The following is a 24,459-nucleotide window of genomic DNA, read 5'->3' as shown; positions in this document are numbered from 1 at the left end:
TGGACATGGAAGCATTGGACCCGGGTGTCTTCGCACTGGACTACGCCGCCGAAGCCGCGCGCATCGCCGCGCGCCTGCGCGAGGCCACTGCACGGGTGCTGCACAAGCGCGGCCTCGTGGTGGCGATCTCCGGCGGCGTGGACAGCTCGGTCTGCGCCGCGCTGGCAGTGCGCGCGCTGGGGCCGGACAAGGTGTTCACCCTGATCCTGCCCGAGCGCGACTCGGCCTCCTCCAGCGCGCGCAACGCGCGCGCACTGGCCGAGCACCTCGGCGTGCGCACGGAGACCGTCGACATCGCCCCGGCGCTGGCCGCGATTGGCTGCTACGCCGCCCGCGACGCGGCGGTGCGACGGCTGCTGCCCGACTACACCGAGGCCTGGCGCATGAAGATCGCCATCGCCGGCGGCAGCGCGGGCGGCATCAACCATTTCGTGCTGATCGCCGAGTCGCCCGAGGGCGTGCGGCGCGAATGTGCGCTGCCACTGCCCGAATACCTGCAGATCGTCGCCGCCACCAACTACAAGCAGCGCCTGCGCAAGACGCTGGAATACTTCCACGGCGATCGCCTGAACTACGCCGTGGTCGGCACGCCCAACCGGCTGGAATACGACCAGGGCTTCTTCGTGAAGAACGGCGACGGTTCGGCGGACGTGAAGCCGATCGCACACTTGTACAAGGCCCAGGTCTACGGGATGGCGCGCCACCTCGGCCTGCCGGACTGCGTGGCCACCGCCCCGCCCACCACCGACACCTACAGCCTTGCCCAGGGCCAGGACGAGTTCTACTTCGCGTTGCCCTGGCCGCAGATGGATCTCGCGCTGTGGGCGCTGGAGCACCGGCGCCCGGCGGCCGAACTGGCCGCTGCGCTCGGCATCGCCGAAGCCGATGCCGCCGCGGTCTACACCGACATCGAGCGCAAGCGCAGCAGCACGCGCTACCTGCACCTGGCGCCGCTGCTGCTGGGACCGGAGGCGACGGCATGAGGGTTGGCGACCCGAACGCCTACCGGATCGCGCTGGCCGAGCTGGCGCGCGATCGCGACGAGGTGCTGGCGCTCTGGCGCGACAATCTCGGCGATCCCGCGCGGCACGCCGGCAAGTACGACTGGTTCTACCTCGGTGGCCCGTTCGGGCCGGCCCTGCTGCAAATGCTGCGCCACGGCGACGCCGTGATCGGCACCTGCGGCGTGGGCGCGCGGCGCATGCTGTGGCAGGGACGCGAGATCCGCGCGGGCTTGCTGGCGGACATGGCGGTGAATGCGCGCCACCGCACGCTGGGCCCGGCGCTGATGCTGCAGGAGGCGCTGGTCGCCTCGGCGGCGGGGCGCTACGACCTGCTCTACGGCTTCCCCAACCGCAGGTCGCTGCCGGTGGTGAAGCGGCTGGGCTATGCGGTGCTCGGCGAGCTGTCGCGCCATGCGCGGGTGTTGCGCCATGCCGGCTACCTGCGCCGCCGCCTGCCGCGCTGGCTGGCCGCGCCGCTGGGTGGCGCGCTGGATGCGGGGCGTGCCGTGCAGGACGGCTTGCGCGCGCTGACGGGCCGGCGCGTGACAGCGGCCTGGTCGGAGCAGGCCGACCCACGGATGGATGCGCTTTGGCAGGCCTCGCCCCGCGGCGACGGCCTGCTCGGCATGCACGACGCCGCCATGATGCGCTGGCGTTTCGACCGGTCGCCGCTGGCCTACGTGCGTTATCTGCTGCTCTCCGACCGGCGCGACGGTCCGCTGCGAGCGTGGTTCGCCTGCGAGCGCGCGGATCGCGTGCTGGAGGTGCGCGACTACTGGTCGGAGGCCGGCGTGGAAGGCATCGACCACCGGCTGGTGCTGGCGCTGGTGCACGCGGCGCGGCGCGAGGGCTGCACCTCGGTCACGCTGGAATGCGCGGCCCCCGCGGCGCGGATGGCGGGCTGGCGTCGTGCCGGTTTCGTCCTGCGCGAGGGCCAGCCGGTGGTCGGCAAGTGGCTGGGCGACGGCCCGGCCCCGCCCGCGCTGGCGCAGGACTGGCACCTCACCGAGTCCGACGCAGACGAGTGAGCGCGGCGAGGGCGGCCAGCCGGCCATCCTCGCCGCATGCCTGCCGTGTGCGCCGGCTCAGCCCGCGACGATGAAGCGCTGGCCGTCGTCCATGAAAGCCTTCTCGCCGAAGCCGCCTTCGTGCGAGCCGAACGGCATCTGCGCGCGCAGCTTCCACGACGCCGGCACGTTCCACGTCGCGCGGGCGGCGTCGTCCACCAGCGGGTTGTAGTGCTGCAGGCTGGCGCCGATGCCGGCATCGGTCAGCGCCATCCATACCGCGAACTGCGCCATGCCGCCCGACTGCTCGGACCACACCGGGAAGTTGTCTGCGTAGAGCGCAAACTTCTCCTGCAGGCCCTTCACCACGTCCTGGTCCTCATAGAACAGCACGGTGCCTGCGCCGGCGGCGAAGCTGTCGAGCTTGGCGGCGGTCTGCGCAAAGGCCCCGGCCGGAACAACCTTGGCGAGCGCTTCCTTGGCCAGCTCCCAGAACTTCACGCTCTGCTCGCCGAACAGGATGACGGCACGCGAACTCTGCGAATTGAACGACGACGGCGTGTGCTTGATGGCCTGCTGGATGAGGCTGCCCAGGGCGTCCTTGTCCATGCCCACGTTGCGACCCAGCGCGTATTGGGTGCGGCGCTTCTTGAGGTGTTCGATCACGGCGTTGCTCATGGCGGTTGCTCCGTAAAAAAGAAAAGCCGAACCCGCGGGACGCCAGGGCGTTCCGGTCGTATGCGTGTTCGGGATGACGGATATGTTGGGCGCGCCGCGCCGTTGCCGGTAGCCGGCAATCCGTGGTTACACCGTTTCCTTCGGGAAACGCCGATCGCCAGAACAGGCTCTCAACGCTGGCAGTGCGGGCACCAGAACGTGGAGCGCTGCCCCAGCACCGCCTGCCGGATCGTCGTCCCGCACACCTTGCATGGCTCGCCCCTGCGGCCGTAGACCATCAGCTCGCGGAAGAAATAACCGGGGGCGCCATCGGGGGCGAGGAAGTCGCGCAAGGTGGTGCCGCCGCGTTCGATGGCGTACGCGAGGATGCGTTTCACCTCGGCGGCGAGCCGCGCGTAGCGGGCCCGCGACACGCTGCCGGCCTCGCGGCTGGGATCGATGCCGGCGGCGAACAGCGCCTCGCTGGCGTAGATGTTGCCCACGCCCACCACCACGGCGTTGTCCATCAGGAACAGTTTCACCGCCGCCGTGCGGCCGCGCGAGAGATGCCACAGCAGGTCGCCGTCGAAGGCATCGGTGAGCGGCTCGGGGCCGAGCTTCGCCAGCAGTTCGTGGGTGGTGCCGGGGGGCTGCCACAGCAGGCAGCCGAAGCGGCGCGGGTCGGTGAAGCGCAGCACGCGCGGGCCCCCGTGCGCGCCACGCGCCAGCGCGATGTCCACGTGGTCATGCGGGCCGACCGGCGCATCGGGCGGCAATACGCGCAGCATGCCGCTCATGCCGAGGTGCAGCAGGGCACTGCCGATCGCGGTATGCAGCAACAGGTATTTCGCGCGGCGCTCCACCGCTTCGATGCGCTGCCCGGGCAGCAGCCCGGACACCTCCTGCGGGATCGGCCAGCGCAGGTCCGGCCGGCGCAGCACCACCGCCGTCACGCGCCGGCCGACCAGGTGTGGCGCGATTCCGCGGCGGGTGGTTTCGACTTCGGGCAGTTCGGGCATCAGTGCGCCCCGCGCAATTCGACGTGTTCCGCCCTGGGCGCCTGTGGCATGAAGCGCAGCGAGACCAGCGCCACGCGCGCGCCGACCTGCACGTAGCACTGCGGGCCGGTCGCCGACATCGCACCGAAGACGAGGCGCTGGCCGTCCAGGCTCAGTACCGCCTGCGGTGGCGCGAGGCCGATCTTCGCGGCGTCGAAGTCGCTGGCAGCGCGCCATTGCAGCACGGGGGCGGCGGCGACGGCGGTCAGGCCGTCGAGGTAGCGGTCGTCGACGCCCTGGCCGTCCGTGCGCCACCAGTGGCCGTCGCGTTTCGCGTAGTGCTCGGCAGGCGCGTCGCCGAGTTGCAGCGTCACCGCGGTGACCGTCGCGGGATCGAGTGCGAGCAGGGGGCCCGGCGCGTCGTGCGCGTCACGCTGCCGTTGCCACAGCGCCAGTCCCAGCAGGGCGATCACGCCCGTGATCAGCCACAGGCGGCTGCGCGCGGCCCGCTTCATGCGCGGCGCCGGCGCCAGACGATCAGCGCGCCGACGATGAGCAGCAGCAGCGGCAGCACCAGCATAAAGCCGAGGCTGACGAGGTTGAGCTCGGCCTGGCCGATGCGCAGCACGCGGTCGGGCACGCCCTGGCGGGGCAGGTCGACCAGGGCATCGTCGCCGAGCAGCCAGTTGAAGATGCGTTCGCCCAGCGCGCGGTTGCCACCGGTGCCCAGGTAGGCGTTGGAGAGGAAGTCGCCGTCGCCGATCACCACCGCGCGTTGCTCGCGCTTGTCCGGGCTGGGCGAGAGCCGGGCCAGCGAGAGGCCGAAGTCCAGCGGACCCTTGAACTCGCCGGCCGCCGCGTCATAGCGGATCGCCGACGGGCGCGTGTTGTCGATGGGATGGAACTCGGTCCAGCTCTGTGCGCTGGAGCGCAGCAGCGGCGTGGCCGTCCAGCCGCCCGCGCCGGTGCGCGCGAGCGCCGCCACCTGCGGGAAGCGCGTGGCAAGCTGGAAACCGCGGGTGATCGGGTTGGGCGGGTACTGCGCCACTGCCAGCAGACGCGGATCGTCGAGGCCCAGCGCGGCACCGCTGCCGTCCACCAACACGCCCGGCAGCACCTCGACCCCCAGTGCCTTGGCGAGCGGGGCCAGGCCGAGGTCGCCGTCCGCAGGATCCCGCAGCCACAGCAGATTGCCGCCATCCTGCACGTAGGCGACCAGCGCCTGTACCGTACCCGCGGGCAGCGCCACGGTCGGGCTGGCCAGCACCACGAGGTCGGTGCCCTGCGGCACCGCGGTCGCCTGCGCGAAGCTCAGCGGTACCGCGCGCAGGCCGCTCTGCGCGAGCTGCCCCATCAGCGTGCCCATGTCGGGCTTGCCCTGGGCGCCCGGCAGGCGCTCGCCGTCGCCGGTGACGAAGGCCACGATGCGGTCGCTGCCGCGGATCAGTCGCTCCAGCGCGTTCGTCACGCTGGCTTCGGAAAGTTCGGTGAGTCGCTGCTCGTGGCCGCGATAGCGCAGGATCAGCTCGCCGTCCACGCCGATGCCCAGCTCGCGCATCCGTGCCGGATCCTGCTGCGGATCGACGAAGCGCAGCGCGAGATCCGGCTTGGCCTGCCGGTAGCGCTGCAGGAAGCCCGCGATCTGCGCGCGCAGGTCGCCCTGCGGGCTCGCATAGCTGACGATTTCCACCGGGCCGTCCAGCTTCGCCAGCACCGCTCGGCTCTGCGGCGACAGGCTCACGCGGCCGTTCGCGGTCCAGTCGGACACGTAAGCGTAGCGCGTGCCGAGGAAGCCGAGCGCACCGGCGCCGGCCAGCAGCAGCAGCGCGAACAGCCAACCGTCGAGGCGTTTCCACAGACGCTGCATCAGCCGCGCTCCTTCTCGGCCGCCAGCCTGCGCACGGCCAGCGCGAGGCATACCGCGATCACCAGCAGGAACCACAGGACGTCGGCGCTGGAAACCAGCCCGCGCAGCAGGTTCTGCTCATGCGTGCTCATCGCCAGCCAGCTGATGGCGCCGTCGTCGATGCCGGCTGCCTGCGCGCCGAGGTTCACCGTCCACAGCGCCAGGCCGAGCAGCAAGGCCACCACCGCGGCGATTGCCGGGTGCGCGGTGAAAGCGGAAGCGGCCACGGCCAGTGCGGCGAGCGCGGCCAGCATGAGGGCGACGCCCAGCGCGGCGGCGGCCAGCTTGCCCCAGTCCGGCGTGGTGGCATGCGCCAACGACAACGGCATCGCCAGAGTCAGCAGCAGCCACGCCAGCAGCCACAGCAGCAGCACGGCGTACTTGCCCAGCACGATGCGCGACGCGGGCAGGCCCATGGCGAACAGCAAAGGCAGCGTGCCGTTGCGGCGTTCGCCGGCCAGCGTGGACATGGCGAGCAGTGGCACCACCAGGAAGGCCAGTTGCGCGAGCTGGCCCAGCAGCGGCACGGCAACCAGGTCCACGTAGCCGGGGCTGTCCGGCAGCGCGGCGCGCTGGATCTCGCCGGCCAGGAAGTCGCCCAGCAGGCGGGTAAAGCACCAGCCCAGCCAGGCCAGGCTCAGCGCCAGCATCACCCACGCCAGCGGCTGCACGCGCAGGCGGCGGCATTCGAGACGGAACATCGCGAGGAATGTCATGCGGCGCGTGCCGCCGGCGCGGCGCCTTGCATGGCGATCTCGAAGAAGCGGCGTTCCAGCGCGGCATGGTCGTCCGCGCGTACCGCGCCGTCGTGGTGCAGGCGCCCTTCGTGCAGGATCGCCACGCGATCGCACACGGCGGTGACCTCGATCAGCACGTGGGTGGACAGGATCACCGCAGTACCCGCGGCGGCCTGCTCGCGGATCAGGTTGCGCAGCGCGGCGACCTGCACCGGGTCGAGCGCATTGGCCGGTTCGTCCAGCACCAGCAGGGCGGGACGGTGCAGCAGCGCACAGGCCAGGCCGAGGCGCTGGCGCTGGCCTTGCGACAGGGCGCCCGCCAGCCGGTGCACCAGCGGCTGCAGTTCCAGCCGCGCCAGCACCGCGTCCCGGGCCTCGCGCGACGCAGGGCCGGCAAGGCCGCGCAGGCGGCCGTGGGCGTCCAGGTGTTCGGCCACGGTGAGCTCCGCCCACACCGGCGCGCGCTCCGGCAGCCAGCCGATCAGGCGGCGCGCCAGCTCGGGGCGTTCCAGGAAGTCCTCGCCGTTCAGGCGGATCGCGCCGCTGTCCGGCCGCAGGGCGCCGGCGATCATCGACAGCGTGGTGGACTTGCCCGCGCCGTTGATGCCGAGCAGGCCCAGCACCTGGCCGGGCAGCAGCGCCAGACTGAGATCCTGAACGGCCGTGCGCCCGGCGCGGCGGCGGGCGAGGCGGTCGAGTTGCAGCACGGGGAGCGCGGCGGATTTGACGGAGGTCATTGCGCGATTGTCGATGCGGCCCCATCTTCACACAACCGGTCGCCGTCGCTTAACGAAAGTGCAAGCGCCCGCCCCCTACCATGGTGGGACTGCCTGGCAACATGCTGGCGAGTACGGCAAACCCTCACCTAGACTGCTACACGAATCCGCCCCGAGTCCCGATCCGATGTCCGATACCGTGCTGAATTTCCTGTCCAACGGCCTGGTCCACGCCGGCTGGGTGGGCATGCTGGTCTACCTGCTGGTGGCGACCCAGCTCACCATCTTCACGGTGACGTTGTACCTGCACCGCAGCCAGACGCATCGCGGCGTGGACTTCCACCCGGCGGTGGCGCACTTCTTCCGCTTCTGGGGCTGGCTCAGCACCGGCATGGTCACCAAGGAGTGGGTGGCGGTCCATCGCAAGCACCACGCCAAGGTGGAAACCGAGGAAGATCCGCACAGCCCGGTGATCTATGGCATCAAGAAGGTATTCTGGGACGGCGTGTCGCTGTACCGCGATGCTTGCCACTCCAAGGAAGACATGCAGCAGTACGGCCGCGGCACGCCGGACGACTGGGTCGAGCACAAGCTCTACGGTGCCCATCCCTACTGGGGTCCCACGCTGATGGCGATCATCGACATCGCGCTGTTCGGCGTGATCGGCGCGGCGATCTGGGCGGTGCAGATGATCTGGATCCCGTTCTGGGCCGCCGGCTTCGTCAACGGCATCGGCCACTGGGCCGGCTACCGCAACTTCGAGAGCGCGGACACCTCGCGCAACCTGCTGCCGTGGGGTTTCTGGATCGGCGGCGAGGAGCTGCACAACAACCACCACGCCTTCCCGAGCTCGGCGAAGTTCGCCCTGCGCAAGTGGGAGTTCGACATCGGCTGGGCCGCGATCTGCGCCTTCCGTGCCGTGGGCCTGGCCAAGGTGCTGCGCGTGGCGCCCACGCTGGACGTGCGCCCCAACGTGCCGCTGCCCGACGCCGAGACGCTCAAGGCGGTGCTCACCCATCGCTTCCAGGCGATGACCGATTTTTACTGCAACGTGATCGTGCCGACCCTGCGCGACGAGGCCCAGCACGCGGGCGAGAGCATCAAGGCCGTGCCGCGCCGCATGCGCCGCGCCCTCGCCGATGGCGGCCGCTGGCTGGACAGCGACGGCAGCAGCAAGCTGCAGGCCGTGCTGGCCAAGCGTCCGACCCTGAGGACCGTGTGCGACTTCCGCACCCGCCTCGCCGCCCTGATGGAGCAGCGTGGCGCCGAGCAGGCGCTCAAGGGTCTGCAGCAGTGGATCGTCGAGGCGGAACAGAGCGGCATCCGCGCACTGCAGGACTTCGCGGCCCGGCTCAAGGGTTACGCGGTCGCCGCCTGATCCGCCTAGCAGCGACGCAAGCGAAAGGCCCGCCTTGATGGCGGGCCTTTCTGTTTGGGCTTGTCCACCGCCTGGGCTAGAGCTGATCCGGTCCCTTGCGCAGCCAGCGGTCGAGCAGTGCCTTCTCGTAGCGCAGGTTGTCGTTGGCCGAGGTGTTGATGCTGTCCGACATGAAGCCCGGATCGCGCAGCTTGCGCGTGCCTTCGCGGATCACCTTGCCATTCGCGTCGAGCAGGCGGAAGCGCAGGTCGATGCGCGGCGGATAGACGTCCTTGATGATGCGCACTTCGCGCAGTGTGCCGCGGCGCCAGGGTTCGAAATTGCCGGCACGGTCGATGTCGGTCACCACGATGTCGAGGCGCTCGCCCGGCGGCAGCATCTTGCCGGCGCGTTTCTCGAGCCAGGTCTTGAGTACCTTCAGGTAATCGTCGTTGTCGAGCTGGGGCGCCAGGCCGCGCAGCTTGCGGGTCTCGGTGAACTTCTCGGGGTGGTCGTAGGTGACCGAGACATTTGCGGGCGCGGTGGCGCTAGTGGTCGCGGCGACGGCTGGTGCGCCGGCGAGCGCCGCAACGGCGAGCAAGGCAGCGAGCAGGGCAGACGAGGCGGTCCGGCATTTCATGGCGGCGTTCCTCCGCGGGGGGGGGGGCGATATCGCCCGGATACCGAACAGTAACGCCGTTGCGCCGGCTGGGTGTACGCCGGGGCCGGAAGTGTCGGCGGCACGGGCAACAAAAAACCCGCCTTGCGGCGGGTTTTTGGGTGTTTCACCGGACCCCGGCCTGCGCCGGGGCGGGCAACGGTACCCCGGGCACTGGGCGCCCGGATCGTTGCTTACTTGATCTTGCCTTCCTTGTAGATCACGTGCTTGCGCACGACCGGATCGTACTTCTTGAACTCGAACTTCTCCGGCGTGTTCTTCTTGTTCTTCTGCGTGGTGTAGAAGTGGCCGGTACCGGCCGAAGAAATCAGGCGGATCTTGTCGTTTGCACCCTTGGCCATGACTGTTCTCCTTAGACCTTCTCACCGCGGGCACGCAGCTCGGCGATCACGGCCTCGATGCCCTTCTTGTCGATGGTGCGCAGCGCGTGGTTGGAAACGCGCAGCTTGACCCAGCGGTTTTCGCTGGCGACCCAGAAGCGGCGCTCGTGCAGGTTCGGCAACCAGCGGCGACGGGTCTTGTTGTTTGCGTGCGAGACGTTGTTGCCGGTCTGCACACCTTTTCCGGTGACTTGGCAAATGCGGGCCATGATGAGCTCCGTGGTGTTCTGTTGACCGCCCGTTGGCCAGGGCGACGTCGGCCCAGCGGCGCCATGCGCCTCGCGATGCTGGAGGGTTTTGCGCTTGTCTTGCCGCGAGGCCCGCATCGCGTGGCGGGCGCCCCGAACGGGTCGGGTCGGCAGTGACAAGCCGCGCATTATCCCGCAGAAACAGGCCTGTGCGCAATCCTGCCGGCCGGGCGGCGCCCCGCCGCGTATGCACGGGGCGGGCAGGTATGAAACAATCCACCTCTTTTGACGCCAGACCGACAGAGGGATTCCCATGGCAGAAGTCATCGCCAACGGCCAGGCCAGCGCGCAGGGCAACCCGCCGCAGCTGGTGCTGCAGAAGATCTATGTGAAAGACGTGTCCTTCGAGGTGCCGGGCGCGCCGCAGATCTTCCAGGAGTTCTCCGGGGAGAGCGACCAGGCCGCGCCACAGGTGCAGCTGAACCTGGGCCACAAGGCCATGGACCTGGGCAACGACCTGTACGAGGTGGTGCTCAGCGTTACCCTCACTTGCACGCTGGGTGAGCGCACCGCCTACCTCGCCGAGGTGGAGCAGGCCGGCCTGTTCGGCATTGCCGGTTTCGGCGACGAGGATCGCGCCGGAGTGATCGGCAGCTATTGCCCGAACCTGCTGTTCCCGTATGCGCGCCAGGTGATCTCCTCGATGGTGCTGGAGGGCGGCTTCCCGCCGTTCCTGCTGCAGCCGATCAACTTCGACGCCCTGTACGCCGAGCAGATGCGCCGCGCCGCCGGCGGCGGGGACGCACCGGTCCAGCTCAACAGCTAAGAGCCTGTTCATGGCCTCCAAGTACCTCGCGTTGCCATCGAATGGCCGTCGGGTGGTGGTGCGTGGCGCAGCGGCTGACTGGCCGTCAGGTCAAGCTGCGCGCTGCCGCATGGCGGCCATTCGGTGGCAACCCTGCGGACCGGGTCTGTTTGCCCACATGCCGTCGTCATCATTCGGTCGTGGACGGACGTCCACTTCCTCGTTCTTCCTTGGCCTGCGCGCAAACAGCTCCCGGCGCGAGGTACTTGGAGGCCATGAGCAGGCTCTGGCCGCATGACGCAGCATCCCACCCTGGCGGTACTCGGCGCCGGTTCCTGGGGCACCGCGCTGGCCGCACTGACCGCGCGAAACGGTGTTCCGACCCGGCTGTGGGGCCGCGATCCGGCCGCACTGGCGGCGATCGCTGCGGCGCGCTGCAACCAGCGCTACCTGCCGGGCATCGAGTTGCCGGCTGCGTTGGCCTACGAGCCCGACCTGGCTGCTTCCGTGCGCGGCGCCGGTGTCGTGCTGCTGGTGGTGCCCAGCCACGCCTTCGCCGCGATGCTGGAGGACGTCGCGCCATTGCTCGACGACGGCGCGACGCTGGCCTGGGCCACCAAGGGTTTCGAGCCTGGCACCGGCCGCTTCCTGCATGAACTGGTGGCGCAGCGCCTGCCGGACAGCCCGGCGGCCGTGATCACCGGACCCTCGTTCGCCAGGGAAGTGGCGGCCGGCCTGCCCAGCGCGGTCACCGTGCATTCGGAAGACGCCGCCTGTGCGCAGCGCGTCGCCAACCTGCTGCATGCGCCCAACCTGCGCGCCTACACCGGCGGCGACATGCTGGGCGCCGAACTCGGCGGTGCGATGAAGAACGTGCTGGCGGTAGCCACCGGCATCGCCGATGGCATGGGTCTGGGCCTCAACGCCCGTGCCGGCCTGATCACCCGCGGCATGAACGAGATGCTGCGCCTGGGCGTGGCGCTGGGCGCGCGTCCCGAGACCCTGATCGGCCTGTCGGGCCTTGGCGACCTGGTGCTGACCTGCACCGGCGACCTTTCGCGCAACCGCCGGCTGGGCCTCGCGCTGGGCAAGGGCGTCGCGATCGACGAGGCGGTGCGGCAGATCGGCCAGGTGGTGGAAAGCGTGCTCGCCGCCGACGAAGTGGCGCGGCTGGCCGACCAGCACGCCCTGGATCTGCCGATCAGCGCCGGCGTGCGCGCCGTGCTGCATGGCGAAGTCACCCCGGCCGAAGGGCTGAAGGCGCTGATGGCGCGCGAGCAGAAGCCGGAATACCCGCGTGGGCTGTTCGGCAACGCCTGAAGAACCCGCGGGAGCGCACGCTTTGCGCGATGGCTTTTGGCCTCGATCGAGCACAAGGGCCATCCGCGCACAGGGTGCGCTCCAACCACGATCCGCCTGCTAAGCTCGGAGTTTTGGTCGTCGCCACGGGGCGCATGCGCATGCAGCAACCGGACGGGAAACAGCACGCCACGCCAACCGGCGGCCGCGACGAACGCCTGCCGGCCGCCTGGCAGCGCCTGCTGGATCCGCCCAGGGTGCCGGGCGGCGACGAGCCGGTGGTGCTGGGTTTCTTCCTGGAAGTGATGCCGGAGGAGGGCGCCGCATGGGCCCACCTCGAAGTGGCGCCGGTACTGCTGGCCGTGGCCGAGCACGGCCGCTACGCACGGCCCGCGCCGCTGGACAGCCGTCAATTGGTCCAGGCGCCGTTGCCGCCGCACGAACAGCGCCTCGCCGCGGCCGTGCTCGGCCTGCCCCAGAGCCAGCGCAAGGGGCGCAGCTACGCGCGACTGGGCGGCCACGTCGGTGACAGCCTGCTGATCGAATTGCTGGACACGGCGCCCTGCTTCCTTGGCGGCCTCGCCGGCTTGCGCCTGTCGCGTGGCAAGGCGCACCCGCTCAACTGGCACTGGCACCTGGAGACGGACGGCAGCCAGCGCCTGCTGCCGAGCCTGCCGCACAGCCAGCGCCTGCTGCGCATAGACGGCCTCTGGTACCTCGACGCCGAGCACGCCACGCTCGGCCACCTGGAGGCCGCGCCCGAGGAAACGGCGTGGATGGACCTGCCGGCGCTGAAGCACGAATACGGCCGACGCCTCGCCGAGACGCTGCCCGCCAGCCGCCTGGCCGCGCGCATCCCGCCGCCGCAGGTGTTCGATGAACTGCAGCGCGCCGAGCTGACACCGAAGCCCGTGTTGACCCTGCACGCACTGACCCGCCACGCACGCCTGGCCGCCGGTACCTCGCCGCTGGCCTGGGCGCGGTTGTCCTTCGACTACGCGGGCGAACGCCTGCCGGGTCGCGGCGGCGAGCCGCTGGTGCGCCGCGTGCGCAACGGCCAGCTGATGGAGATTGCACGACGGCGCGCGGAAGAGCTTGCCACCATGGAGCAGCTCGAACGCACCGGTCTCACGCCCGCGGTGGACACCGAGGGCCTGCCCTGGGACATGGCCGACACCTTGCCCGACGACGCCTGGCTGTTCCCCGGTACCGGCCACGCCGGTGCGCTGGAGGTCAACACGCCGGCGCGCTGGATGGCGCTGCGGCCGAAGCTCGAAGCCGAAGGCTTCGTGCTGGAGTACGCGCCCAGCTTCCCGTTCGAGGTGCTGGAAGGGCCGGTGCGCTGGTACGGCCAGGCCGCCGAGGACGCCGACGACCACGCTTTCGACCTGGAAATCGGCATCGAGCTGGAAGGCAGGCGCCACAACCTGCTGCCCGCGGTGGCGCAGGCGCTGGCCGAGCACCAGTTGAACCTCAGCCCCGCGCCGAACGAGCCGGAGGACGCCGTGTGGTACGCGCCGGTGGACGAGCGCCGCCGCGTACCGGTACGGCTCAAGGTGCTGCGCGGCCTGCTGGCGCCGCTGGCCGAATACCTGGAGAAGCCGCGCACCAAGCTCCACCTGCCGCGCGTGCAGGCGGGGCGGCTGGAGGAACTGGTCGAGGCGCTGCCGGGCGACGGCGCGCTGGAGGCGCCCGAGGCGCTGCGCGGCTTCACCGCGCGCCTGCGCGACGCCGCCGAACGCGCCAGCGATGCGATTCCCGCCGGGCTCACGGTGGAGCTGCGCCCTTACCAGCGCGAAGGCCTGCGCTGGCTCAACGCGCTGGCCGAGGCCGGCGTGGGCGGCGTGCTCGCCGACGACATGGGCCTGGGCAAGACGCTGCAGCTGATCACCCATCTGCTGGCGCTGAAGGAGCGCGGCGCCCTCAACCAGCCCGCGCTGGTGGTGGTGCCTACCAGCCTGATCCCGAACTGGCAGGCCGAGATCGCCCGCTTCGCCCCCGCGCTCAAGGTGCTCACCCTGCATGGCCCGCAGCGCGCCGATGCCCATGCCCAGCTGGGCGCGCAGGACATCGTGCTCACCAGCTACGCGCTGCTGCCGCGCGACGTGGTGCCGCTGCGCAAGCAGCCGTTCGCGCTCACCGTGCTGGACGAGGCCCAGCAGGTGAAAAACCCGCGCACCCAGGCGCGCCGCGCCCTGCTCAGCCTGCGTACGCGCCGCCACGTCTGCCTCACCGGCACGCCACTGGAGAATCACCTGGGCGAGCTGTGGTCGCAGGTGGACCTTGCCGTGCCCGGCCTGCTCGGCGACGAGAACGCATTCCGCCGCTACTACCGCGTGCCGATCGAGAAGCAGCGCGACGAAGAATGCCAGCAGCGCCTCAATCGCCGGCTTGCGCCCTTCATCCTCCGCCGCACCAAGGCGCAGGTGGCCGCGGAGCTGCCGCCGAAGACCGAGATCACCCGCCGCGTGGTGCTGGAAGGCCGCCAGCGCGAACTGTACGAAGGCCTGCGCCTGTCACTGGCGGAGGAACTGCGCGAGGTGATTGCCCAGCGTGGCATCCAGCACAGTGGCATCGTGGTGCTGGATGCTTTGCTCAAGCTGCGCCAGGTCTGCTGCGATCCGCGCCTGGTGAAGCTCGAAGCTGCGCGCGGCGTGCACGGCTCGGCCAAGTTCGAGCTGCTGATGGACATGCTGCCGCCGCTGCTGGACGAAGGCCGCAAGGTGCTGCTGTTTTCGCAATTCACCGGCATGCTCAAGCTGATTGCCCACGAGCTGGACCGCCGCCGCATCCCCTACGTCACCCTCACCGGCGAGACACGCGACCGCGCCACCCCCGTGCAGCAGTTCCAGCAGGGCGAGGTGCCGCTGTTCCTGCTCTCGCTCAAGGCCGGCGGCGTGGGCCTCAACCTCACCGCCGCCGATACCGTGATCCACTACGACCCGTGGTGGAACCCCGCCGCCGAGGCGCAGGCCAGCGACCGCGCCCACCGCATCGGCCAGGACAAGCCGGTGTTCGTGTTCCGCCTGATCACCGCGGGCACGGTGGAGGAGCGCATCGAGGAGCTGAAGGCGCGCAAGGCCGAACTTGCCGAGGCCGTGCTCGAAGGCGGCGGCAGCCGCGAGAAGCTCAGCTTCGACCAGGACGACCTGGATGCGTTGCTGGCGCCGGGTTAGCTAGCCGGCGCCAGCAATCGATCCTCCGCGTCGCGCCCGCTGATTGCCAGGCGCTTCAGTGCGTCGAGGACCCGGCTGGTGCCTGAGCGTCGCCGAGTGGTTGCAGCGTGCCCACGGTCACGTTGCCCTGCAGTCCGTCGAAATCCCTGCTGGCGCGCTGATACAGCGCTTGCACCACCTTCGCCGCCGGCTCCGGGTAATCGGTGAAGTCCGAAACGTAGCTGATGCCACCCTCGTGCGATGCCAGCTCGAAGGGCCACATCTCCCGCACGAAGCGGTGCATGGCGCGGGCACCGGCGACCTGGTCGCAGTATTCGGGACGCAATTGCTTGAAGAGCCGGTTCGCTTCGGCGACCTCTGCCGGCGAGCTGCGGAGATAGGCTTGCTCGTAGGCTTTCTGATAGACCGGCCGGTTCTTCCGTTCGGTCGCCAGCGCCAGCCACGCCAGGCCCAGCGGGCGGTTCTGTGGGATGCCGGGCACGTCGCCGTTGGAATAGAGCAGGCCCAGCGTGTATTGCGCGTACTTGTTGGCCCAGTGGGCGGATTCTTCGAGGTCTGCGAGCCCCAGGTGATAGTGGCCGCGCTGGAAGTAGTATTTCGCGCGGCAGGCGTAGTAATCGCCTGGCATGAACTGTTCCAGGCCTTCGTGGCAGTAGTAGATCTTCTTTCCCATCGGCGGTGCGGGCGTCGAAGACGACGCGGCCAAGGCACATGCTGGTGCGAGAAGGCAGCCAACGGCGATGGCAAAGGAGACCTTGCGCAGACAGTTCCGGGACTGCTTCATGACTGCTCCTCCTTAAGTGTGCAGGTGCTTGCCGTGGTCAGCCGGCCGCGAGGGCCTGTGTCGCGGGCAAGTCTCCGGGTGTCGTCGATTGACTTGGCGAGCCTGCGCCTGGGAGCTTAGAGGTGACTTAGGCCTTCCGTGCTCCGCTATCTCGTCGATGCACCGGAGCAAGTCGGCCGGGTCCCCATATCCGCGGAGTGTGCCGATACGGAGGGGTTCGCTCTCGCCGTAGCCGCTGTAGCCGTTGGAGAGCAGGTCGATGCCGGGCGCGCGAACATCCCCTCGTATCCGCCTCCTCCGCGAGGCTCAGGCGATGGCCGCATCCGCAGTGCGTGCGTGCAGGCGCCGGCGGTATTCGTCGCAACGCTGCTCGACCAGGGCGCGGTGGTCCGGCAGGTCGTCCAGGGCCTGCATGGCGGCCTGCCGGATCATGGCGAATTCGCGGCTGGCTTCGGCGCCGCGCGGGTAGGCGTTGCGCAGGGGTTCGAGGTTGGTCTCGAACTCCATGCCGTAGAGCATGTATTGCCAGCTCGATACCAGGAACATCTCGAGGTCGCCGACGAAATCGAGACGGTGCGGCGGCCGGTGCCGCCACTGCGCCAGCTTGTCCTGCAGGCTCGGCGGGATGCTTGCTGGATCGGCGTTCTCGACCCAGAAGGTGGTGTCGCGCCGCTGGCTCAGGCAATAGTGCATCTTGATGAAATCGACGATGCGTTCGTAGCGCGCGGACATCATCGCGTTGAAGTGCCGCGCCGCGCGGCCCATGTCGTCGCGGTCGCCGGGAAGCAGGTGCGTGACCAGATAGGCCGCCAGTTCGATCAGCGCGATGCCGGTGGATTCCAACGGCTCCACGAAGCCGCCGGACAGCCCCACGGCCACGCAGTTGCCGCGCCATGCCTCCGGGCGATAGCCGTTGTCGAAGCGGATGTGGGTGACCTCCTGACCGTCGGCCGCGCTGCCCAGGTAGCGACGGAAGGTTTCTTCGGCACGCGTCGCGTCGGTATGCCGCGAGGAATACACGTAGCCGACGCCGCGCCGCTGTTGCAGGCCGATGTCCCAGACCCAGCCGGATTCCTGCGCGGTGCACAGGGTGAACGAGGGGATGGGCGCATCGGGGCGCGGGTAGGGCGCCTGCATGGCGACCGCGCGGTCGGTGAACAGCACGTCGCCGCAGCTGCGGTAGGGCGACTGCAGGGCTTCGCCAATCAGGCTGGCGCGCATGCCGGTGCAGTCCACGTACAGGTCGGCCTCCAGTTCGCCGAGCTCGGTGGTGACCAGTCGGGCGATGCCGCCGCTGTCGTCGAGCATGGCACGTTCCACGGTCGCCACGTGACGCTGGATGCCCAGTGCCTGCTGGCCATGATCGGCCAGCAGCATGGCGAAGCGGCCGGCGTCGAACTGGTAGGCATGGTTCATCGGCCCCTGGTAATCGGGGTCGCGCTGGCGCTTGGGCGCACGTGCACGATCCACCACGAGACTCTGCATGGTCACCGCATCGGCGAAACCCAGGCCGGCGGGTGCCGCGCCCAGCAGCCAGTACGGCAGCAGCTCGGGGCCGCCGGGGCGCTGGCTGGGCACGCTGAAGGGATGGAAGAAATGTTCCTTGCCGGGCATGCCGGGCGGCCGCACCCAGTGGTGGAAGCGGATGCCCTGCTTGTAGGTGGCGCAGGTTTCGGCCAGGAAGCGCCGCTCGTCCAGGCCGATCGCCGACAAGGTGCCGCGGATCGACGGAAAGGTGGATTCGCCGAAGCCGATCAGGCCGATGCGGTCGGATTCCACGAGGTGTACCTGGACGCTCGCCGGGTCGGCGGCATTCACCGCCTTGGCCAGGTAACAGGCAGTCAGCCAGCCGGCGGTGCCGCCGCCCACCACGAGTACCTTGCGCAAACGCTTCATGCTCGCTCCTTCGAAGAAGAAACGCCGGGCCCCGGCCGGGGCCCGGCAAATCGCCATCCCGGGGAGGGAGGGCGACGCTCGCTCGATGAAGGGGGCGCCGCCGCAGAATGGCAAACCGTAGACGGCACCGGCTGCCCGGTGCCGCCCATGCATGGCATCAGAACGAGGTGCCGAACTGGATGCCGTAGGTGCGTGGCGCGAGGTATTCGGACACGTACTCGAAGCTGCCGTCGGGCATCTGGAAGCGTCCGGCGTTGGTGCGCACCTTCACGTCGGTGACGTTCTGCGAATACACGCTGATCCACCAGCGATCCTGCGGTTCGGTGTAGCGCAGCGACAGGTCGCCACGGAAGTAGGCCTTCTGCTGGTCGCCGCTGCCCAGGTTGAACGGGCTGAGCCACTGCATGCTCTGGTACTGGCCGCTGAAGCGTGGCGTCACGCGGGCACCGCTGGGCAGCACGAAATCATGCTCGTAGATCGCGGACAGCGAAACCGTCGGTGCGTGCGCCAGGTCGTTGCCGGAGATGTCCATGCAGCTGGCGATGCCCGATTGCGGCGCGCATGCCGGCAGGCCCTGGTAGTCGTTGCTGCCGGCGTACACCAGCGTGCCCAGGGTCTTCTTGGGGATGTAGGAGAGCACCAGGTTCGCGCGGTCATTTTGCCCCTGGTAAGCCAGTTCCGACTCGAAGCCGGCCACCTTGGTGCTGCCGCCTACGTTCGAGAAGCCCAGGCCGCGGTTGCCGTTCGGGTAGGTGATGGGCGCGGAGAGCTGGAAGTCCTTGAAGTTCTCGTAGTAGGCCGCGTTGTTCCAGGTCAGGTGGCCGTCGAGGAAGGAGAACTTGGCGCCGATCTCGTAGTTGGTCAGCGTCTCCGGCTTGTACAGCGTGCCGGCATCCTGCGTGCCGCCCGACTTGTAGCCGGTGGACACGCTGGCATACAGCATGCCGTGGTCGCCGATGTCGGTGTCGATGCGGCCCAGCCACGTCCACTGGCCCTTGCTGTACTTGGCATCGTTGTAGGTGGACACCGCAAAGCCGGTCGCCGGGCCGGGGATGGTGCTCGGCGCGATCGGCAGTTGCGGCACGCTGGCATCGTAATCCCAGCCCCAGCCGCGGCCGTCGACGTTGCGCTTCTCGTCGCTCGACCAGCGCACGCCGCCGGTCAGGTGCCAACGGTCGGACACGTTCCAGGTGGCCTGCCCGAACAAGGCCGTGGAATTGACCAGTTCCTCGGGCTGGATGAACGAGCCCTGCCACGACACCGAACCGAACTGCGTACCGTTCATGATCGGGATGTCGAAGCGGATGTTGTTGTCTTCGTGGCCGTAGTACGCGCCGACGATCCAGTCGACCGCCTGCTGGCCGCGCGACTTCAGGTCGATTTCGTGGCTGTAGCTGCTGTAGTTGGAGGAGTTGGTGCGGTCGGCCTGGTAGGACGCGCCCGTGGTGAAACTGGTGGGCACCTGCACGCCGACGTCCTGGTCGAAGTTGCCCTGGCCGGAGAAGCGGTTGACGCCGGCGATGTAGCTCAACTCCATGCTGTCGTTGATGTTCCAGTCCATGCGGCTGCGCAGCGTGCCGGAATTGCGGTGCAGGTAGGGCGGCGTATCGATCAGCGCCGACCAGAACGACTGGCCGGGGCGCGGCGTCTGCATCAGGCTGAGGTCGGGCGTGCCGCGGTCGATGAAGTACTCGTAGGAGAGGTCCCACGTGAACGCGTCGCTGGGCCGCCAGCGCGCGCTCACACGGGCGGCGGACTGGTCCTGTGCGTTGTACTTGGCGCCGTTCTGCTCGTACTGGTTCGGGTCGATCGCACGGAAGTTGGCGAGGGTGCCGCCCGAGGCGAGGTAAGCCGCCTGCTGCTGCGCCACGCTGGGCAGTTCGGTGGCCGGGTTCTGGTAGTCGACGTAGCCGTCGTGCTGCTCGTGCACCACGGCGACGCGCATCGCGAAGGTATTGCTGATCGGCAGGTTCACCGCGGCGCGGACGCCCGACTGGTTGTAGTTGCCGGCCTCGATCTGCGCATAGCCCGAGGCGTCGCCGCCGATGTCCGGCTTGGCGGTCTGGAAGCTCATCGCGCCGGCGGTGGAGTTGCGCCCCCACAGCGTGCCCTGCGGGCCGCGCAGCACTTCCACGCTGTCCATGTCCAGCAGCAGGCCGGCCGCGGCTTCGGCGCGCGCGGTGTAGACGCCGTCGACGAAGATCGCGACTTCGGGATCGGCGTACTCGGTCTTGGCGCTGTCGTTGCCGATGCCGCGCATGGTCAGCGTGACCACGCCGTGGTCGCCTTCGGAGGTGGCCTGAAGGCCCGGCACCAGCGGCGTCAGGTCCTGCACTGTCATCACGCGCTGCTTGTCGAGCGTGTCCGCGCTGATCGCGCTGACCGCGACAGGGGTCTTCTGCAGCGGGGTTTCGCGCTTGGTCGCGGTGACCTCCACCGTGTCGAGTTGCTTGATCGGCTTGTTCGCCTTGGCCGGCGCGGCTTGGGACGTCGAGTCCTGCGGTGTCGTGCCCTGATCCGTGGCCTGCGCCAGGCCCGGGGCAAGAATGAGCGACAGGGCGACGTACAACGCTGAGTAGCGCAACTTCATTTGGTATCCCCTCCGGCTTTGTTCTTGACTGACGTGTGTGCCATCGGCGTGGCCGTGGCGGCTTGGTTCCACTTCCCCAATGACAGCGCTGTCTCACATATGTATGACAGCGCTGTCAAATTCATGTTAGCGCCGATCTATGGGCAAATCATGCTGCAGTGCGAAATGCGGTTATTGGATGTATTCACCAGCCAGCTCGCCGCCCGCATATGAAGCGGTCCGGTGATTCCCGCGTCGTGCTGCGGCGGACTCATCGACCCAGGCTGCGCAGGGGGCGCCCGGACATCAGCTGCCGTTCGATCTGCTCCAGCGTCACGCTGCTGGTTTCCGGGACCCAGGCGCGCGTGAAGGCGACGAAGACCAGGTTGAGCGCCGCATACAGCCAGAACGTCCGCGCCGTGCCGATGCCGTCAAGCAGGCTGAGGAAGCTGGCGCCCACGGCCATGTTGACGATCCAGTTGGCGCAGGTGGAGCAGGCGATGCCGAAGTCGCGTCCCCTGAGCGGCTGCACCTCCGAACACAGTGTCCAGACCACGGGCCCGGCGGACATCGCGAAGCCGGCGATGAAGACGAGCAGCGCGGCGACCGCGGCGGCTTGCAGGGCGTGTGTCGGCGTGCCCGCCTGCATCAGCGCGCCCGCTGCGCCAAGGCTGGCCGCCATGACGGCGAAGCCGAAGTAGAGGATGGGCCTGCGACCCCAACGGTCCACCAGGCCGATCGCGGCGAAGGTCGCCAGCATGTTGACGAGGCCGACGATGGTGGTTGCCCACATCTGCGCCCCGCCGCCAAAACCCATGCCGGCAAAGATCCGCGGCGCGTAGTACATGACCACGTTGATGCCGGTGAGCTGCTGCATGACCTGCAGCAGCACGCCCAGCCCCACCGCGCGGCGGAAGTGCGCATTGCACAGGAACAGCCGCCAGCCGTGTTGCGGCGATTCCAGCTGCAGCGCGATGTCGTCTGCCTCGCGGCGTGCCTCTTCCGGATCCTCGCGCAGCTTTTCCAGCACCTCCATGGCCTCGTCACGGCGCCCGCGCAGCAATAGCCAGCGGGGGCTTTCCGGCAGGCCCAGTACGCCCAGCAGGAACAGGGCGCCGGGCAGGGCGACGATCCCGAGCATCCAGCGCCACGCACCGCCGTAGCTCAGCGCCGTGTCGGAGAGGAAGGCCACGAAGATGCCGATGGTGATCATCAGCTGGTAGCTGGAGATCATGGCGCCACGGATGCGTCCGGGCGCCACTTCGGCAAGGTATAGCGGAGCGGTGAACGTTGCGGTGCCGATGGCCAGCCCGAGCACGAGGCGCGCGCCGGCGAGCATCCACGCCGACCATGCGAGGCCGCACAGCAGCGATCCGCCCACGAACAGCAGGGCGCTGAGGACCAGCGACCGCTTGCGACCCAGTGTCGCCGAGAGCCAGCCGGCCGCGACGGCGCCGATCGCCGCACCCAGCATCATCGAACTGACGATCCATTCGATGACCTGGTTGGACACCTTGAACTCGGCCTGGATGAATCGGGTGGCGCCCGAGATCACGCCGATGTCCAGCCCGAACATCAGGCCGGCAAGGGCCGCCAGCACGCAGGTGAGGATGGTCGCGAAACCGCTGCGCCTGGGTGCCGCCATGGCGAGGGTGTCGGTCATGGGTTCCCCTTCAGGCAGGCATTGCGGACTGCGCTAGCGCGCGCAGTCGAGCACGTGGTCGGCGTTGGTGCCCAGGGCCGCGCTGGCGATCGAGAGCCGTTCTCCCTTGTCGGCGCCGAGCACGAAGGGCTCGGTGATGTGGTGCATGTCGGCGCCGGCGGCGCGCAGGCATTTCAGCGGTATGCCTACACGTTGCCAGTGCGCCAGCGCGAGCGATGGACCCAGCTCGATGCGCCCCCGACAGTCCTTGCCGCAGCCCATGCCGATCCACGCCGGCCGGGCGCCCTGCGCGTCCACGCGCAGCGTGGCGATCAGCATCACGTCGCCGTTGGTCTGGCGGCTGAGGTCGAGCGGCCTGGCGGCGGCAAGCGTGAGTGAGGCCGGGCCGCCGCTCCACTCGAGGCGACGCGCGTCCTCCTGCGCCTTGTAGTCGAGCGCGGTCATGCGCAGGCTGCCATCCGTCGCGGCGGCCGGCGTTGCGGTCACCACGGTTGCGCTGCCGTCCGCGCCGGCAAGCGAGAGTGTGTAGCCGCCAACGGCCTTGCCCTTCTCCAGGTAGTCGTCCACGCGCACGGTGTCGCCGCTGATGCCGGACTGTTCCGGCAGCTTCGGCAACACGACATGGTCCGCGTAAGTGAGGCCGTAGCCCAGCGGGAACTGCGGCTTGCCGTGGCCGGCCGCTGCGGTGGCGGGCCACGCGAATGCCAGCTTGCCGCGGAAATCGAAGTCGATCCGGCCGTCGCGCCTGCGCAGCAACACGTCGGCCACGCCGCCGCCCTCGCTGCCGGGCAGCCAGGCGGCGACGAAGGCGTTGGCCGCGTTGATCTCGCGGTTCAGCCACAGCGGCCTGCCGCCCAGGAACACCGCGACCACCGGGATGCGCTGTCCGCGCAAGTGGCGGATCAGGTCAAGGTCTTGGTCGTCACCCGGATGGAACAACAGGTTGGCGATGTCGCCCTGGAACTCGGCGTAGGGCGACTCGCCGAACACCACCACGGCCACGTCGGGCCGGCGCGCGTAGTGCCCGTCGGGCGCGATTTCCGCCTCGCCGCCGGCGGCCTTCACCTGTTCGGCGATGCCGGCGCCAATCGATTGCGCACCGGGAAAGTCCGCGTTGCGGAGGCCGGTGCCCTGCCACGTCAGCGTCCAGCCGCCGCTTTGCTGCGAGATGCTGTCGGCACCTTCGCCCGCAACCAGAATGTGCTGGTGCGGGTCCAGTGGCAGCAGGTTGCCATCGTTCTTCAGCAGCACCAGCGATTCGCGCACGGCGCGCCGCGCCAGCGCCCGGTGCGCCGCGCTGCCGACGATGCGGTCGGCGTCGCGCGCCAGTGGTTGCGCGGACGGCGCGCCGGCGGTGAACAGGCCCATGCGGAACTTCACGCGCAGGATGCGCGCCACCGCGTCGTTGACGCGCGACATGGGGATCACGCCCGACTTCACTTCGGCCAGCGTGTGTTCGTACAGGCCGCGCCAGCTGTCTGGCGCCATCAGCATGTCGGCACCGTTGTTGAATGCGGCGGGGCAATCCTCGTTGCTGCAACCGGGGACCTGGCCGTGCGCGTTCCAGTCGCCGACCACGAAACCCTGGAAGTCCATGCGCCGCTTCAGCGCGTCGGTCAGCAGTCCCTTGCTGCCCAGCATCTTCACGCCGTTCCAGCTGGAGAACGAGGCCATGATGGTCTGTACGCCGGCGTCGATGGCGGGCGGATAGCCGGCGGCGTGCACGGCGACCAGGGTCTGCTCGTCGATCTCGGCATCGCCCTGGTCCTTGCCGTCCTTCGTGCCGCCGTCGGCGAGGAAATGCTTGGCGCTCGCGGCGACGTGCGCGTCGTCCAGGAACTCGCGCGTGCCGGGTTTGCCCTGCAGCCCTTCCACTGCCGCCCCGGCGTAGGACGCCACCACGCGCGGATCTTGCGAATAGCCCTCGTAGGCGCGGCCCCAGCGCAGATCCTGCGGCACCGCGAGCGTGGGCGCGAAGCTCCAGTTGAAGCCGGTGGCGCGCACTTCGGCCGCGGTCGCGGCGCCGATCTCGCGCACCAGTTCGGGGTCGCGGGCGTTGCCCAGCGCGGAGTTCTGCGGGAACAGCGTGGCGCCGATGGTGCCGTTGTCGCCGTGCACGGCGTCGATGCCGAACAACGGCGGGATCGCCGCGTGGCCGCCCGAGGTATCCATGGCGGCGTGGTAGAACGCGTCGGTCAGCGCCTTCCACTGCGCCACCGTGGCGAAGCGGCCACCGCCCGGCTTGGAATTGCCGCCGGCAAGGATGGAGCCGAGATGGTATCGGCGCATGTCATCCGGCGTGATGCTGGATATGTCGGCCTGGATCAGCTGCCCCACCTTGTCCCGCACCGACATCTTCGCCATCAGCGCCTGCACCCGCCGTTCCAGTGCGGCATCCGGCGGCAGCGGCCAGTGGGCCTGCGGCCAAAGGGCGGGATGCACGGCCGCGGAACCGTCGCCCAGCACGATGCCGATGGGCGCCAAGGCCAGCATCGCGGCGAGCAAGGTTCGGGGCAGTGGCGGGTGTCGGACGGTCATTCGCGCGCTCCTCGGCGGCATCGGCCGCTGGCGAGGCGGTAATGTCCGGCAAAAATGACAGCGCTGTCAACTTTTGCTGCAAAAAAACCGGCGAGCGCCG

General features: G+C 69.3%; 20 protein-coding genes. 6 read left to right on the top strand and 14 right to left on the bottom strand.

The features are described 5' to 3' along the window. Positions 1–5 precede the first annotated feature (5 nt). Together nadE and AC2EWF_RS17045 are read left to right on the top strand one after the other, a co-directional pair. A complete protein-coding gene (nadE, locus tag AC2EWF_RS17050; protein WP_483640584.1) occupies positions 6–983 on the top strand; it encodes an NAD(+) synthase in 978 nt (325 codons plus the stop codon). Then, entirely contained in the window at positions 980–2,032 is a 1,053-nt protein-coding gene (locus tag AC2EWF_RS17045) for a hypothetical protein (protein WP_483640583.1), read from the top strand. Before nadE ends, AC2EWF_RS17045 begins: the two co-directional genes overlap by 4 nt. A gap of 57 nt (positions 2,033–2,089) precedes the next feature. Here the strand turns inward: AC2EWF_RS17045 and AC2EWF_RS17040 are convergent, their stop codons facing one another. From AC2EWF_RS17040 to AC2EWF_RS17015, 6 genes are all read right to left on the bottom strand, one after another. Beyond that, positions 2,090–2,689, bottom strand: coding sequence for a nitroreductase family protein (locus AC2EWF_RS17040; RefSeq protein WP_483640582.1), 600 nt, complete (start codon positions 2,687–2,689; stop codon positions 2,090–2,092). A gap of 170 nt (positions 2,690–2,859) precedes the next feature. Further along, complete coding sequence (gene mutM, locus AC2EWF_RS17035) at positions 2,860–3,687, bottom strand: bifunctional DNA-formamidopyrimidine glycosylase/DNA-(apurinic or apyrimidinic site) lyase (protein ID WP_483640581.1); 828 nt, start codon at positions 3,685–3,687, stop codon at positions 2,860–2,862. Then, positions 3,687–4,181 (bottom strand): hypothetical protein, encoded by a 495-nt coding sequence (locus AC2EWF_RS17030; protein WP_483640580.1) that lies wholly within the window; start codon positions 4,179–4,181, stop codon positions 3,687–3,689. Before AC2EWF_RS17030 ends, mutM begins: the two co-directional genes overlap by 1 nt. Continuing rightward, complete coding sequence (locus AC2EWF_RS17025; protein ID WP_483640579.1) at positions 4,178–5,533, bottom strand: GldG family protein; 1,356 nt, start codon at positions 5,531–5,533, stop codon at positions 4,178–4,180. Before AC2EWF_RS17025 ends, AC2EWF_RS17030 begins: the two co-directional genes overlap by 4 nt. Beyond that, the gene (locus AC2EWF_RS17020; RefSeq protein WP_483640578.1) at positions 5,533–6,288 is read right to left on the bottom strand and encodes an ABC transporter permease; all 756 of its coding nucleotides are present in this window, start codon (positions 6,286–6,288) and stop codon (positions 5,533–5,535) included. The genes AC2EWF_RS17025 and AC2EWF_RS17020 overlap by 1 nt, the downstream gene beginning before the upstream one ends. Then, positions 6,285–7,046 (bottom strand): ABC transporter ATP-binding protein, encoded by a 762-nt coding sequence (locus AC2EWF_RS17015; RefSeq protein WP_483640577.1) that lies wholly within the window; start codon positions 7,044–7,046, stop codon positions 6,285–6,287. The genes AC2EWF_RS17020 and AC2EWF_RS17015 overlap by 4 nt, the downstream gene beginning before the upstream one ends. A gap of 166 nt (positions 7,047–7,212) precedes the next feature. Here AC2EWF_RS17015 and AC2EWF_RS17010 point away from each other — a divergent pair, with 166 nt between their 5' ends. Next, positions 7,213–8,403: a DesA family fatty acid desaturase gene (locus AC2EWF_RS17010; RefSeq protein WP_483640576.1), complete on the top strand. Its 1,191-nt coding sequence runs from the start codon at positions 7,213–7,215 to the stop codon at positions 8,401–8,403. A 76-nt stretch (positions 8,404–8,479) separates the two neighbouring features. On the opposite strand, the gene AC2EWF_RS17005 is transcribed toward AC2EWF_RS17010, so the two are convergent. From AC2EWF_RS17005 to rpmB, 3 genes are all read right to left on the bottom strand, one after another. Next, on the bottom strand, positions 8,480–9,022 hold the full coding sequence (locus AC2EWF_RS17005) for a DUF3016 domain-containing protein (protein WP_483640575.1): 543 nt from the start codon (positions 9,020–9,022) through the stop codon (positions 8,480–8,482). A 212-nt stretch (positions 9,023–9,234) separates the two neighbouring features. Continuing rightward, complete coding sequence (gene rpmG / locus AC2EWF_RS17000) at positions 9,235–9,402, bottom strand: 50S ribosomal protein L33 (protein ID WP_181303365.1); 168 nt, start codon at positions 9,400–9,402, stop codon at positions 9,235–9,237. 11 nt (positions 9,403–9,413) lie between these two features. Beyond that, the gene (gene rpmB / locus AC2EWF_RS16995; RefSeq protein ID WP_367843115.1) at positions 9,414–9,650 is read right to left on the bottom strand and encodes a 50S ribosomal protein L28; all 237 of its coding nucleotides are present in this window, start codon (positions 9,648–9,650) and stop codon (positions 9,414–9,416) included. Between the two features lie 292 nt (positions 9,651–9,942). On the opposite strand from rpmB, the gene secB reads away from it, so the two are divergent. From secB to AC2EWF_RS16980, 3 genes are all read left to right on the top strand, one after another. Continuing rightward, complete coding sequence (gene secB / locus AC2EWF_RS16990; protein WP_483640574.1) at positions 9,943–10,455, top strand: protein-export chaperone SecB; 513 nt, start codon at positions 9,943–9,945, stop codon at positions 10,453–10,455. A 273-nt stretch (positions 10,456–10,728) separates the two neighbouring features. Then, the gene (locus tag AC2EWF_RS16985; RefSeq protein WP_483640573.1) at positions 10,729–11,754 is read left to right on the top strand and encodes an NAD(P)H-dependent glycerol-3-phosphate dehydrogenase; all 1,026 of its coding nucleotides are present in this window, start codon (positions 10,729–10,731) and stop codon (positions 11,752–11,754) included. A 140-nt stretch (positions 11,755–11,894) separates the two neighbouring features. Beyond that, complete coding sequence (locus AC2EWF_RS16980; protein ID WP_483640572.1) at positions 11,895–14,909, top strand: DEAD/DEAH box helicase; 3,015 nt, start codon at positions 11,895–11,897, stop codon at positions 14,907–14,909. Positions 14,910–14,964: 55 nt separating this feature from the next. Here AC2EWF_RS16980 and AC2EWF_RS16975 read toward each other — a convergent pair whose 3' ends face one another. The 5 genes from AC2EWF_RS16975 to AC2EWF_RS16955 all read right to left on the bottom strand — a co-directional run bounded on the left by AC2EWF_RS16975 (position 14,965) and on the right by AC2EWF_RS16955 (position 24,359). Beyond that, positions 14,965–15,693, bottom strand: a complete 729-nt coding sequence (locus AC2EWF_RS16975) for an SEL1-like repeat protein (protein WP_483640571.1) — start codon at positions 15,691–15,693, stop codon at positions 14,965–14,967. Positions 15,694–15,999: 306 nt separating this feature from the next. Then, positions 16,000–17,589 (bottom strand): tryptophan halogenase family protein, encoded by a 1,590-nt coding sequence (locus AC2EWF_RS16970; RefSeq protein ID WP_483640570.1) that lies wholly within the window; start codon positions 17,587–17,589, stop codon positions 16,000–16,002. Between the two features lie 157 nt (positions 17,590–17,746). Next, positions 17,747–20,179 (bottom strand): TonB-dependent receptor, encoded by a 2,433-nt coding sequence (locus tag AC2EWF_RS16965; RefSeq protein ID WP_483640569.1) that lies wholly within the window; start codon positions 20,177–20,179, stop codon positions 17,747–17,749. A 250-nt stretch (positions 20,180–20,429) separates the two neighbouring features. Next, positions 20,430–21,821 (bottom strand): sugar porter family MFS transporter, encoded by a 1,392-nt coding sequence (locus AC2EWF_RS16960; protein ID WP_483640568.1) that lies wholly within the window; start codon positions 21,819–21,821, stop codon positions 20,430–20,432. Between the two features lie 33 nt (positions 21,822–21,854). Then, positions 21,855–24,359 (bottom strand): glycoside hydrolase family 3 protein, encoded by a 2,505-nt coding sequence (locus AC2EWF_RS16955; protein ID WP_483640567.1) that lies wholly within the window; start codon positions 24,357–24,359, stop codon positions 21,855–21,857. Between the last annotated feature and the right edge of the window lie 100 nt (positions 24,360–24,459).

This window comes from Rhodanobacter sp. sgz306013 (assembly GCF_057031145.1).
This window is presented reverse-complemented; position numbering and strand designations above follow the sequence as displayed.

Excerpts from the sequence above, each read along its gene's own strand:
- nadE (WP_483640584.1), top strand. The coding sequence starts at position 6 with ATGGAAGCATTGGACCCGGGTGTCTTCGCACTGGACTACGCCGCCGAA.
- AC2EWF_RS17045 (WP_483640583.1), top strand. The coding sequence starts at position 980 with ATGAGGGTTGGCGACCCGAACGCCTACCGGATCGCGCTGGCCGAGCTG.
- AC2EWF_RS17040 (WP_483640582.1), bottom strand. The coding sequence starts at position 2,689 with ATGAGCAACGCCGTGATCGAACACCTCAAGAAGCGCCGCACCCAATAC.
- mutM (WP_483640581.1), bottom strand. The coding sequence starts at position 3,687 with ATGCCCGAACTGCCCGAAGTCGAAACCACCCGCCGCGGAATCGCGCCA.
- AC2EWF_RS17030 (WP_483640580.1), bottom strand. The coding sequence starts at position 4,181 with ATGAAGCGGGCCGCGCGCAGCCGCCTGTGGCTGATCACGGGCGTGATC.
- AC2EWF_RS17025 (WP_483640579.1), bottom strand. The coding sequence starts at position 5,533 with ATGCAGCGTCTGTGGAAACGCCTCGACGGTTGGCTGTTCGCGCTGCTG.
- AC2EWF_RS17020 (WP_483640578.1), bottom strand. The coding sequence starts at position 6,288 with ATGACATTCCTCGCGATGTTCCGTCTCGAATGCCGCCGCCTGCGCGTG.
- AC2EWF_RS17015 (WP_483640577.1), bottom strand. The coding sequence starts at position 7,046 with ATGACCTCCGTCAAATCCGCCGCGCTCCCCGTGCTGCAACTCGACCGC.
- AC2EWF_RS17010 (WP_483640576.1), top strand. The coding sequence starts at position 7,213 with ATGTCCGATACCGTGCTGAATTTCCTGTCCAACGGCCTGGTCCACGCC.
- AC2EWF_RS17005 (WP_483640575.1), bottom strand. The coding sequence starts at position 9,022 with ATGAAATGCCGGACCGCCTCGTCTGCCCTGCTCGCTGCCTTGCTCGCC.
- rpmG (WP_181303365.1), bottom strand. The coding sequence starts at position 9,402 with ATGGCCAAGGGTGCAAACGACAAGATCCGCCTGATTTCTTCGGCCGGT.
- rpmB (WP_367843115.1), bottom strand. The coding sequence starts at position 9,650 with ATGGCCCGCATTTGCCAAGTCACCGGAAAAGGTGTGCAGACCGGCAAC.
- secB (WP_483640574.1), top strand. The coding sequence starts at position 9,943 with ATGGCAGAAGTCATCGCCAACGGCCAGGCCAGCGCGCAGGGCAACCCG.
- AC2EWF_RS16985 (WP_483640573.1), top strand. The coding sequence starts at position 10,729 with ATGACGCAGCATCCCACCCTGGCGGTACTCGGCGCCGGTTCCTGGGGC.
- AC2EWF_RS16980 (WP_483640572.1), top strand. The coding sequence starts at position 11,895 with ATGCAGCAACCGGACGGGAAACAGCACGCCACGCCAACCGGCGGCCGC.
- AC2EWF_RS16975 (WP_483640571.1), bottom strand. The coding sequence starts at position 15,693 with ATGAAGCAGTCCCGGAACTGTCTGCGCAAGGTCTCCTTTGCCATCGCC.
- AC2EWF_RS16970 (WP_483640570.1), bottom strand. The coding sequence starts at position 17,589 with ATGAAGCGTTTGCGCAAGGTACTCGTGGTGGGCGGCGGCACCGCCGGC.
- AC2EWF_RS16965 (WP_483640569.1), bottom strand. The coding sequence starts at position 20,179 with ATGAAGTTGCGCTACTCAGCGTTGTACGTCGCCCTGTCGCTCATTCTT.
- AC2EWF_RS16960 (WP_483640568.1), bottom strand. The coding sequence starts at position 21,821 with ATGACCGACACCCTCGCCATGGCGGCACCCAGGCGCAGCGGTTTCGCG.
- AC2EWF_RS16955 (WP_483640567.1), bottom strand. The coding sequence starts at position 24,359 with ATGACCGTCCGACACCCGCCACTGCCCCGAACCTTGCTCGCCGCGATG.